8 protein-coding genes and 1 tRNA gene are annotated in these 11,867 nt (G+C 61.2%); 6 read left to right on the top strand and 3 right to left on the bottom strand.

Annotated features, from left to right (window positions below):
• Positions 1-99: 99 nt before the first annotated feature.
• The 3 genes from U1A53_RS16525 to U1A53_RS16515 are packed head-to-tail and all read left to right on the top strand — an operon-like array spanning position 100 to position 3,050.
• A complete protein-coding gene (locus tag U1A53_RS16525; protein ID WP_322282638.1) occupies positions 100-1,011 on the top strand; it encodes a ParB/RepB/Spo0J family partition protein in 912 nt (303 codons plus the stop codon).
• An 18-nt stretch (positions 1,012-1,029) separates the two neighbouring features.
• Positions 1,030-1,473: a nuclear transport factor 2 family protein gene (locus tag U1A53_RS16520; RefSeq protein ID WP_322282636.1), complete on the top strand. Its 444-nt coding sequence runs from the start codon at positions 1,030-1,032 to the stop codon at positions 1,471-1,473.
• Positions 1,474-1,493: 20 nt separating this feature from the next.
• On the top strand, positions 1,494-3,050 hold the full coding sequence (locus tag U1A53_RS16515) for a fused MFS/spermidine synthase (protein ID WP_322282635.1): 1,557 nt from the start codon (positions 1,494-1,496) through the stop codon (positions 3,048-3,050).
• 52 nt (positions 3,051-3,102) lie between these two features.
• Here the strand turns inward: U1A53_RS16515 and U1A53_RS16510 are convergent, their stop codons facing one another.
• A complete protein-coding gene (locus U1A53_RS16510) occupies positions 3,103-4,332 on the bottom strand; it encodes a S41 family peptidase (RefSeq protein ID WP_322282633.1) in 1,230 nt (409 codons plus the stop codon).
• A gap of 257 nt (positions 4,333-4,589) precedes the next feature.
• Positions 4,590-5,576 carry a hypothetical protein gene (locus tag U1A53_RS16505; protein WP_322282632.1) on the bottom strand — a complete coding sequence of 329 codons (987 nt, stop codon included), beginning with the start codon at positions 5,574-5,576 and terminating at the stop codon, positions 4,590-4,592.
• 204 nt (positions 5,577-5,780) lie between these two features.
• Between U1A53_RS16505 and U1A53_RS16500 the strand changes: the two genes are divergently transcribed.
• On the top strand, positions 5,781-6,170 hold the full coding sequence (locus tag U1A53_RS16500) for a hypothetical protein (protein ID WP_322282630.1): 390 nt from the start codon (positions 5,781-5,783) through the stop codon (positions 6,168-6,170).
• 12 nt (positions 6,171-6,182) lie between these two features.
• On the opposite strand, the gene U1A53_RS16495 is transcribed toward U1A53_RS16500, so the two are convergent.
• Positions 6,183-9,809, bottom strand: a complete 3,627-nt coding sequence (locus U1A53_RS16495) for a PVC-type heme-binding CxxCH protein (protein WP_322282629.1) — start codon at positions 9,807-9,809, stop codon at positions 6,183-6,185.
• A 152-nt stretch (positions 9,810-9,961) separates the two neighbouring features.
• Here U1A53_RS16495 and araD point away from each other — a divergent pair, with 152 nt between their 5' ends.
• Entirely contained in the window at positions 9,962-11,704 is a 1,743-nt protein-coding gene (araD, locus tag U1A53_RS16490; protein ID WP_322282627.1) for an L-arabinonate dehydratase, read from the top strand.
• Between the two features lie 86 nt (positions 11,705-11,790).
• Positions 11,791-11,867, top strand: a tRNA-Pro gene (locus U1A53_RS16485).

The raw sequence follows: 11,867 nt of genomic DNA, 5'->3' as shown, positions 1-11,867 counted from the left end.
GCGAAATTTGCTTCCGGTAAAGTCTTGGATGGAGGTGTCGCACATTCGCCGAGATTCTGGTTTGCAACGCCGCGCCTGCTCCCTAGTCTCGCCCTCCCTATGGCAAAAACGGCTCTTGGCAAAGGTCTCGGCGCGCTCATTTCGTCATCCACTTCGGTGACGGGAGTTTCGCGCCTGCCTGCCCTCGCCCAGCCGGCACCTGGAGATGTGGTGCAGCGGGTTTCGCCGGATCAAATTGTTCCCAGCCCGCTTCAACCGCGCAAAGAATTCCAGACCGAGCAGCTCACTGAGCTAATGGAGTCCATCCGCGAGCATGGCATCATCCAGCCGTTGATCGTCCGCCGCGTGAACGGCAAGCTGGAGCTCATCGCCGGCGAGCGCCGCTACCGTGCGTCACGTGAACTCGGCCTCAAGGAGTTGCCCGTCATCGTCCGCGAAGCCAGCGACAAGGACGTGCTGGAGATGGCGCTCATCGAAAACCTCCAGCGCGAGGGGTTGAACGCCATCGAGGAAGCGCAGGCCTACTCACGCCTCGCGAAGGATTTCCACATGCGCCAGGAGGACATTGCGCAGCGTGTCGGCAAGAACCGCGCCACCGTGGCCAATACCATGCGCCTGCTGGAACTGCCCGTCAGCATCCGCGACATGCTCGTATCGAGCAAAATTTCCACCGGTCACGCCAAGGTGCTGCTCATGCTCAAAAAGCACGACGAGCAGGAGCGTGTGGCGCAGCAGGTGGTCGCCAAGGGACTCACCGTCCGTGCCACGGAGAAGGTGATTGATGTCATCCTGCATCCGCCGCCGCCGCCGAAACCCAAGCCGACGGAAACCGATTTCGCCCGCGCTATCGAAGCCGTGGAGCAGAAGCTCATCCAGCATCTCACCACGAACGTCGGCATCCACCACGCCGAGAAAAAAGGCCGCATTGAAATCGACTACTACGGTGTCGAAGATTTGAACCGCATTCTGACGGTGCTTGGAATCGAGGAAGAAGCATTCGCCGAAGAATAACCCGCTTGGATGACGATCATGAACACGCGTCGTGATTTTTTACTCGTCATCGTGTCCTGCCTTTTGATGGCATGTCATTCTGAGGTCAAATCAGCCGATGACGCCGATGTCCGCGCCTTCCTCACCCGCTACTTCTCCGCCTGGTCGGCCAAGGACATGGACGGCTATGGCACCTGTTTCCATGAGCAGGCCCGCATCACCTTCGTGCATCAAGGTGCGCCGCAGACTCAGGGCCTCACCGATTTCCTCCACGGCCAGAAGCTCAGTCACGCCACCACGTCCGTGCCGATGACCGAAGTGCCCACGGACATGAAAATCCTCCGCGACGACCGCACCGCCCAGGCTAGCGTGCGCTGGAAACTCACCAAAGGCGCCGAAATCACCACGGGCACCGATTGTTTCACGCTCATCAAGACTTCCACAGGTTGGAAGATCATGAGTCTCGTCTTCTACAACGACTGACCGGCAACCGAGAATCACGCATGTCACGCACCTCATCCAAATCTCCCGCTGCGGACTCCGCCGCTTCCGCACGCGGCACCCGCATCTTTCTTGGCCTCTCATGCTTTCTCGCTGGAGCGGCCATGATGGTCATCGAAATCTGCGCGTATCGTCTGCTGGCGCCTTTTTTCGGCAATAGCGTCTATACCTGGACCGCCTTGATTGGCGTCATCCTCATTGCCTTCAGCGCCGGTGGTTATCTCGGTGGGCATCTTGCCGACCGCAAGATGGCGCTCGATCTGCTCGGCTGGCTGCTGGCAGGCTCCGCCGTGCTCACGTTCTTCATTCCAGCCTTGCACACTGTCTTTGCGGTCAGCCTGAGCGCCAGCGGCCTCATCGCCGGGCCGGTCACGATCTCGCTGCTGCTCTTCGCGATTCCTGGCGTGTTGCTCGGCGCGGTTTCACCGGCGGCGGTCAGGTTTTACAGCCTCACGCTCAAAGACACGCACGTTGGAGCTGCCGCAGGCACCATCAGCATGCTTGGCTCGCTCGGCAGTTTCGTCGGCACCTTCCTCTCCGGCTTCTTTCTGCTCTCCACCTTTGGGGTGCGCAGCATTTTCTTCGGAACGGCGTCACTTCTGCTGGTGCTGGCCGTTGCGGCGTTCTTCCTCGCCAAAAACACGCTCAAACAGCAGGCCCCGGTGATTCTGAGCGGCATCTTCGCCTTTGCGATGAGCTGGATGACCGTGCCGAAGCCGAAGCCTGGTGTTATTTACGAGCACGAGTCGTTTTACCATCACATCGAGGTCAGCGAACAGACCGAAGGCAAAGTCACGCGCCGCGTGCTCCAACTCGATTCCACCATGGAAGGCGGCATGGACGCCAATACCGGCGATCTCATCCTCCCCTATCAGGAATACTGGAAGCTCGCCCTGCTGCGTGAGCCGGCGAAGGTGGGCAGTGCGCTCTTCATTGGTGCAGGAGCCTTTGGCATGCCGGAGAACGTCTCGCGTGATTTTCCTGAAGCCGTCGTCGATGTCGTCGAAATCGACCCCCATGTCATCGAAGTCGGCCGCAGATTCTTCAAGCTCGATGAACATCCGCGCGTGAAGGCCCACGCCGGTGATGCGCGTCGCTACCTGCTGCAAAACAACGGCAAAAAATGGGATCTCATCTTTGGTGACGCCTACAACGGCATCCGCCAGATCCCGCCTCACCTTGCCACACGCGAGTTTTACCAGCAGATCGCCGATCACCTCGAACCGAAGGGTGTTTTCATCATGAACCTCATCGCCTCAGTCACCGGGCCGAAGTCGGAGCTGACTTCCGGGATGCTTGCCACCGTGCGCCAGGTGTTTCCCCATGTGGAGATCTTTTCCATCGGCTACCGTCGTGACGAAACACAAAACGTCATTCTCATGTGCTCGCGTGAGGATTTGAAGCCGCTCATCGCTGATCGCTATGTCACGCCGGGTTCCTGGCAGGAGCGCCTCATTCGCACCCATGTCCCCGCCGGGACCGTGCCACGTTCCGCCTACGTCTTCACCGACGACCACAATCCCGTCGATGCCATCATCGCACGCGGTTTGCTGGAGTAACAGGAGCGGGGCCATCCTGACCCCGGCTTGAGGGATCAGGATGATCCCCCTCCTATTTCAACGGCTTCGCAACCGGCGCCAGTGGCCTTGCCACGAACGCATCAAACACCAGCACACCTTTGAGGGCATCCACCGCGCGTTCGAGCTGCTTGTCGCCGAGATTCGCCAGCTCCAGTGCCGCCGCCTCACCCGTGCCGTGTGAGGCTCTCCACTTGGCGATTCGGCTTTCTTCGTCGGTGGTCAACGCGGCGACAATGTTCGGCTCCACACCGTTCTCGTGGATCGTGCGATGGCTGGGCGTGTAATACTTCGCCGTCGTCAGCCGCATCGCCGCGCCGTTCTTCATCGGCAGAATCGTCTGCACGCTGCCTTTGCCAAAACTCGTCGTGCCGACGATGATCGCGCGCTTCAAGTCCTGCAACGCACCCGCCGTCAGCTCCGAAGCACTGGCGCTGCCGTGATTGATCAGCACCGCGATGGGATACTTGCGCGGTTCTTTGCCCCCGCGTGATGGGGTGCGGAATGGCGGCGGATTCTGGGAGGCCACACGGCCCTCCGTGGTCACCACCACCGTGCCTTCCGGCAAAAACTCGCCGCAGATCGCCACCGAACTGTCCACCAGACCGCCGGGATTGTTGCGCAGATCGAGCACGAAGGCCTGCATGCCTTCTTTTTCCAGTTCATCGAGGGCTTTGCTCAGCTCGCGTACTGTCGGAGCATTGAACTGCGAGATGCGTGCGTAACCGATCTTGTACTCGCCCGCCATTTTCTCCGCCAGCAGCATCGGGTCATGGATGGAGGTCTCCGCCAGCGTCTCGTGCTTCACTTTGAACTCCAAAAACTGCTTGGTGCCCGGCCGCCGCACGGTGAGCCGCACTTCCTCACCTGCCTTGCCCTTGAGCAGTTGCATCGCTTCCGCCACGCCCACGGAGTCCGTCAGCACGTCGTTGATGCGCACAAGCTGATCGCCCGCCAGCACTCCCGCCGCATTTGCCGGCCCGTCTTCGCGCACGGTGATGATCGTGAGTTGGTTTTGCCGCAGTGCGATGGTGATGCCTATGCCCTCCGACGTGTCGCTCTGCTCGCGCTGCATGTCTTCAAACAGCGACTTGCCCATGTACTCGCAGTGCGGGTCCAAACGGCGCAACATTCCTTCCAGCGCCCCTTCCACCAGCTCCTCATAGGTGATCTTGGATTCATCCACATAGTTCTGCCGCACCATCTCCATCGCCCGAGTCAGCATCTCCATTTGCACATACGCATCCTCCGGCGGCGGCTTCACGGGTGGAGTTGTGGGCGCTGGAACTGGTTTCGTGGCGGGCTTGGCTTCGGCTGGTTTCGCCGCGGGTTTGGGCGTGGGGATCGCAGCCGGTGCTGCTGGAGCAGGAGCCGGAGTTGTCGGGGCCGCGTGAAGACTCACGCTGACAATCGAAATCAGAAGAAGTGCGGGGGCGCAACGCATGGGTACACCCTGCATGATTTCATGCGCCTGCGACAGGGGAAATTCACACCCGGATCAGGCGGTGCAGGGGGATCGTTTCATCCGCGCGGGTGAAAGCGCAGCTCGTTGAGCCAGTTGAGTTTCTGGTTCGCCGAGTCGTAGAACTCGATGTCCATCAGGCAGTCGGTATCGGGAAAGAGATCGAGGGGGATCACCACGCGCAGGCCGTCGAGAATCGTGTCTTGCGCGGGCATTTGAAAGCGATAACCAACGGACAGCAGGCCGTCCCCTGAATACTGAGGGTCGTTGCAGGGAATGAACTGCTTGTTGTCGGCCCGTTTGAAACGCAGCAGGAAAGTACCCATCTGGCTCCGGAGTGGTATGGCAGTGATGTCGAACACAAACTCCACCATGCGGCGGCCGGACTTGTCCGTGCTGCCTGTGACCTGCACACGGTCGGGATGGCAGGCCATCATGCGGAGCGCAAAGTCAGTGGTGCTCGGCTGAGACACTGTGCTGCCATTCACGGCCTGGACTTCCATGCGCAGCGTGTATTCGCCCGGCGGCAGGCCGATGGAGCGCATGGGGATGAAACCGTGCAGCACACCATCCGCGACCGTGGTCTGAAAACCAAGGCCGCCATCGGGCGAACGCTGATTGCGGTCAAGCGTGGCAACAGCCTGTCCATTGCTGTCTTTCACCCAGCCGTTGAAACGCGTGCCTGCGTCATCGGGCAGGCCGACGGGCCTGGCCGTGATGTAGATGCCCAAGGTGCCATCGAGCGCCTGAAACCAAGGCGATACCGTCAGGTCGGCGATGGCGGCAGCGGGAGCTGACGCTGGAGGTGTAGTGGTGCCGCTGTGCCCGTAAGGCACGGGGATGGCCGTGGGCGGGACGGACGCAACTGATGGCAGGGTCACCGGCGCGGACTTTTGCTTCCATTGCTTGAACAGCCACGCTCCGCCGCCCAGTGCGGCGAGTCCCAGAAGAACCAGTACGATGGAACCCAAGATCCACGCGGACGAACGCACAGGTGCAGCGACGGGTGGTGGTGGCGTCGGTGGATCGACAGGCGGTGTGATCACTGTGGCAGGCGCTGTAGCTGTCTGATCCGCTCCGCAATGCTCGCAGAACCTGTCACCAGCCTCGATGGCCTGGCCGCAATGAATGCATGGCACGTTTGGCATGGAACGACGTTTGAGTTGGTGGCGAGGCTACGCCGCCGCACCGTCGCTGACAACGCAAAATCCTGAGCGTGAAAATGCGTGTGGTGTGGCAATACTGGTCCCATGCCCATTCCACCCCCAGAGCGACCTTTGCCGCCTGAGCACCCAGGCGCGGCTCGATTTCCGAAGAACCTGCGGGATCTCATCGGCTGGTCCGCCACACGGGTGACGCAGGAGGTTGGAGCGCCGGACAGTCAGCACGCAGGTGATAAATGGTTCATCAAAGATGACGGCCTCGGCCAGCGCTACATGCGTCAGCATGACGGGCGCATCATCCCGCAGCATTGGTTTGGTCCCCGTGCTCCGCAGGGCATCGCGTTGGGGCAGGCATACGCGGTCTGGCGCTACAACAACTATGGTAGAGGCAGCGTGGGCCTCCTCTACCTGATCGATTCACCCGAAGGACAGGTGGTGGTGGATGTGGACGCCTATCCGATCAACGCGGTGTTTTGAGTCGATCTACCCTCACTCCAGCGTGATCCCACCCCAGTAGGCGAACTCCATGTTCCAGCCACTGGCATGCGCCTCAAGCCGCACGGTGACTTCCTGGCCCTCATACTTCGCCAGATCGACCTCCACGGTCTTCCAGCGCGGCTTCTCATGGTCCACGGCCACCTCCTTGACGACTTGACCGTTGACCACGGCTTTGACGATCCAATCGCCACGATCATCTGCCGCGACGCTGAACTTCAGCTTCGTCTTCTCCACCTTCATTTTGCGCTCAAAGCTCGCGGGCGTTTTCTTGTCCGGGAACGGGTGCATGAGCAGCACGTTCGTTTTGCCGTAGTATTCGCCGAGTTTCACGGGCGTGCGCTCAAAGTCGGGCGCGGAAACCTTCCACTCGGGATTCCACAGGCTCACACTTTCCCAGTCGATGGCACGCGAGCTTGGAGTTTTCGGCTTTGCGGCTGTTTCGGGCACTTCGACGCCCTGGATGAGCAGTTTCTTCTTTTCCGGCGTCAGCGGGCCTTCTTCCGGCGGGGCGAGAATGTACCAAACCATGTCGCGGAAGGCGGTGTCGGGCAGATTGCCGAATCCCATCGGCATGAGGCTCTGTTTCGTGTTCGTGAGCGTGGCGATTTGATCGCGCGGCACGACCTGCGCCGCTCCACCGGCACCGAGCAGTTTTACATGCCCCGGCGTGTCCTCCACGACGCGTCCGGCCAGCGTGCGACCATCCTTCGTGCTCACCGTGAAGTTCTCGTAGCCGTTGCCGATGATCTGGTTCGGATCGATCACGTTGGCGAGGATCGCATCGAGATTGCTGCGTCCGCTGCCGATCAAATCCGGTCCCACCTTCTGCCCGCCGCCGTGGAATTCGTGGCAGACCATGCAGGTGGCGGTGAAGATGAGCTTGCCGTTGGCGAGGTCCGGCTCGCCGGTCAAACAAACCTGTTTCTTCTGCGCGATGAGGGATTTCACGTCCTCCGACGAATCCTGCCAAGCGCCGAGCACCTTGAAAGCGAGATCGCGGATGGCTTTGTCCTTGCTCGTCGCTAGCGCACGTCGCACCGGAGCCGGAAAGCCGCTGGCGCTGACTTTTTCTGCCGAAATGGCTTCGAGCATGGCCTGCGTCCATGTCGCACGACTTGAAAGCGCCTCCAGCGCGGCGATGCGCAGATTGAAATCCTTCGAAGCGGCCTGCGTGAGCAGCGGCCCGATGAAGTCATCGCCCCCGAGATCCGCCGCCGCGCGAATCGCCGCCACGCCGAGCGTGGTAGATGTGTCGGGAGCCAGCAACGGCTTCAGCCCTTCTTTCACCGCATCCGTCCGCACCTTCCGCAGCGACTGCAACACGGTGATGCGATCTTTCTCCGGCTTCGTCGCATCGTGTAGCACCATGATCATTTCCTTCACTGCTGCCTCATCGCCCCACAGCACCGCGAGCGTCTGCGCGTGCTTGCGCACGTCCGCATTCTCCGACGCACGCCACTTCGCCAGGCTGGCCGAAACATCCTTCACCGGCTTGATGACACCGCCTTCCTGACCTTTGACGAGTCCATCCAAAGCATGGGCAAGCAGGATGTCGTGGAGCTCGATCTTCTCGCAGAAGTCGATCGCAAGATCAAGGTTTCCGGCCTTCCGCGAATCGCAGAGACGACGAATGGCTTTGTAAGTCAGCGATTGCGAAAGCGGCTGTGTCTCGGGCGCGGTTTCGGAGAACCAATTGGTCCAAAACATAGTGTTGGAGGCCAGCACGGGCTCAAAGCTTTGCCAGATGGCCAGCGTGAGCGTGCTATCGGCATTCTGCGCCGAGCTGCGCATGAGTGCCTCGAATGTTTCCGGCCATGCGAGCCTGAAGCTGTCGCTTTTCCGGCCATCCACCGTCAACCGGCGTGCGCTGCATTGACGCAGCGCGATGGCCACGGCGAGACGCACCGTGGGATCTGAATCAGCGGCCAGTTTGGCCAGGTAAGACGGAATACCGACATTCATGCCCTCGCGGAAGGCGGTGCCTGCGACTGCTTCGCCGACATGCCGTGCGGCCCACACACGCAGCGAGGCGAATCTCTCCTGCGCCGTGCGCTCCAGCACGGACGAGCTGCGCGCGCCGTGATCAATTTGCAGCAACGCCCACAGCGCCTCCAGGCGCATGGCGGGCGTGTTGGCGACGGAACTTGCCAGCGTGGCGATGGCGGCGATGTCGTCGTCATGCTCGCTTTTTTCGACGAGGACTCTGCGCGCCATGCGGCGCATCCAGTTGTTGGGATGCTCGAGCGTGTCCACCAGTTCGTCAGTGGAGAATTTCTTGAGGTCGAGGTCGTTGCGGTCGCGGGTGTTGGTTGATTTATCGCCTTTAACGACGACACGCCAGATTCGTCCGCGCTCACGATCCACGCCTTCGGGATTGGCCTTGGCGTTTTGGTAGCAGGGATATTTGTCGCACCAGTCCATGATCCAGAGGAAGCCGTCGGGGCCGGTCTGGGTGCTGACGGGGCGGAACCAGCCGTCGTTGGCGCGAAGAAAGTCGCGACGCGGCTCGCATTTGAAGGTGGCACCGACGGGGGTGGGCACTTCCTCGTGGATGGCGTTGTCGTGAATGTTGCCGATAAAGGCGTGGCCGTGGGTGTCGGCGGGATAGCGACCGCCCTGATAAATCTGCACGCCGGCATACGCGGCGCGGAAGTGCTTGTGCTTCACGATGCTGGGCAGCAGCTCGTAGGCATACGGATTCTCCGGCGCACCGCCCTGGCGGACGTAGATGCCGCCGGGGGCCATGTGGAAGAAGTGGTCGATGACGCAAGCGCTGACGAAGAAATTGCCCGCGGCGTCGAAATCGCAGCCCCAAGGATTGCTGGTGCCGTCGGCGAAGACTTCGAATTCCCAAGGTGTAACAGGCAGCTTGCCTGTGGGATCGGACAGGCTGGCAGCCTGTTTCACAATCGGCCTCGCGCGTCCAATCCCCGCATCAAACTTGAAGCCTTCGCTCTCCGGTTGGCCGGGGCGGCGGACTTTGCTGTTGGTGAAGACGCCGTGGGTCATGTAAAGCCAGCCGTCGGGGCCCCAGGTGAAGCTGTTCACGAGTTCGTGCGTGTCCTCGCGGCCGAAACCGGTGAGCACGACGCGCCACGCGTCGGGTTTGTCGTCGCCATCGTCATCGCGGAAGTGGATGAGGTGTGGCTGCTGGCCGACGTAGATGCCGTTGTCGCCGCAGATGATCGCGCTGGCGAGATTGAGACCCTCGACGAAGACGGTGCGCTTGTCGGCCTCGCCGTTGTTGTCTGTGTCTTCGAGGATGATGACGCGGTCGCGGGGGATCTTGTCGCCGGTTTTCGGCATCGGTTGGTATTGATCGTCCTTGGCTTCGCCGCCAAAGGGGGCGGGGTGTTTCGAACCCTCGGGATATTCGTAAGCCTCCACGACCCATAAACGACCGCGATGATCCCAGGTCATCGCGACGGGATTCTGCACCATCGGCTCATGCGCGAAGCAGCGGACCTCATAGCCCTCCGGCACGCTCATTTTGGCGCGGGCTTCCTCGGGCGTGGGGCAGGCGGTCTGGGCGGCTTTGCGCTCGCCCTCGATTTCTTTGCCAGCGGCAAGCAGATCGGCGGTGAGGAGGCAGCAGGAGAGGAAAACGAGAGGGCGCATGATCTGAGTGAAACGGTCAAGACTCGTCAAGATGGTCAAGGCGGTCAAGAAATCCTCTGCACGATGCTTGACGACACCTTGACCCAACTTGACAGGCGAAGCCTTGACACTTCTCCTGTTAATCCCGGCTGAATCCTGTTATTCCTGTCACAATGGCCTCCGCAAACACACCAACCCCAAAAACTCCCGAACAACTCCGATCCTGGCGCTGGTATGGCCGGGATGAACTGCGCTCCTTTGGTCATCGCTCACGGGCGAAACAGAACGGCTGGGGCAGCGAGGACATCGTGGGCAAACCGGTGATCGGCATCCTGAACACCTGGAGCGATCTGAACTCCTGCCACATGCATTTGCGGCTCACGGCGGATGCGGTGAAGCGCGGCATTTTGCAGGCAGGCGGGCATCCGATGGAAATCCCCGTCATGTCGGCTGGCGAGATGCTCACGAAGCCGACGGCGATGTTTCATCGCAATTTTTTGGCGATGGAGACGGAGGAAATGCTGCGCGCGAATCCCATCGACGGCGCGGTGCTGCTCGGTGGTTGCGACAAATCCACGCCGGGGCTGCTCATGGGCGCGTTCAGTATGGACATCCCGGTCATTTACATGCCCTGCGGCCCGATGATGAAGGGCAACTGGCGCGGCGAGACGCTGGGCAGCGGCAGCGATGTGTGGAAATATTGGGACGAAAAACGCGCAGGCAATCTGAGCTGGGAACAATGGTGCGAGATCGAGGACGGCATCGCCCGCAGCCCCGGCCACTGCATGACGATGGGCACCGCGAGCACGCTGACCGCTCTGGCGGAGACGCTTGGCCTTTGCATGCCAGGCGCGTCTTCGATTCCGGCCGTGGACAGTGCTCACACGCGCATCGCGGCGGCTGCGGGCCGACAGATCATCGAGAACGTGTGGCTGGACCGCAAGCCGTCCGGCATCGTCAGCGAGCGCTCGTTTGAAAACGCCATCGCGGTCGATATGGCCCTCGGCGGCAGCACGAACGCCATCGTGCATCTCGTGGCGATGGCGGGACGACTCGGCATCAAGCTGCCGCTGGAGAAATTCGATGAAATCAGCCGCAAAGTACCGCTGTTGGCGAATATGCGGCCTGCGGGCAAATACTTGATGGAGGAGTTTTATCTGGCTGGCGGCCTCCAGGCGCTGCTCAACGGCATGCGCGAGCTTTTGCACACCGACGTGCCCACCATCACGGGCAAAACGCTCGGCGAAGACATCGCCGAGGCGATCATCCACAACGAAGACGTCATCCGCACGCCGAAAAACCCGCTCCAGCCCGATGGCGGCACCGCTATCCTGCGCGGCAATCTTTGCCCAAACGGCGCGGTGATCAAACACGCCGCCGCCACGAAGGAACTCTGCACGCACACCGGCCCCGCGCTCGTTTTTGACAGCTATCCGGCCATGAAGGCCTGTATCGACGACATGAATCTCGACGTGACGAAGGATACCGTGCTCATCCTGCGCGGTGCGGGCCCCGTGGGTGCTCCCGGCATGCCTGAGTGGGGTCAGCTCCCCATTCCGAAGAAACTCATCATGCAAGGTATCCGCGACATGGTGCGCCTGACCGACTGCCGCATGAGCGGCACCAGCTACGGTGCCTGCGTGCTCCACATCGCCCCGGAGAGCGCCGTCGGCGGTCCGCTGGCGCTCGTGAAGACCGGAGACCTCATCGAACTCGACGTGCCGAACCGCAAACTGCACCTGCATGTGAGTGATGAGGAGCTGGAAAAGCGCCGAGCCGACTGGAAACCCGCTCCACAGCGCTACCATCGCGGCTACGCGAAGCTGTTCGTCGAGCACGTCACCCAGGCGGATCAGGGAGCCGACTTCGACTTCCTCCAGCATGGGCCAGCGGTGCCTGAACCAGACATCTTCTAACTTGCGTCATTCTTTTGAGAGGCTACCAATCCGTCCCGCTCGCGGGTTCGCCTGTGAGTTTCCGCAACTGTCAGCGATGACAACGGCGGGCTGTGGCTCAGCCTGGTAGAGCGCTTCGTTCGGGACGAAGAGGTCGTGGGTTCGAATCCCGCCAGCCCGACCA

The sequence above is a fragment of the Prosthecobacter sp. genome (assembly GCF_034366625.1).
In the GTDB taxonomy this organism is placed as follows: Bacteria; Verrucomicrobiota; Verrucomicrobiia; order Verrucomicrobiales; family Verrucomicrobiaceae; genus Prosthecobacter.
The sequence above is the reverse complement of the archived record's forward strand: the minus strand, read 5'-3'. Positions and strand labels throughout refer to the sequence as shown.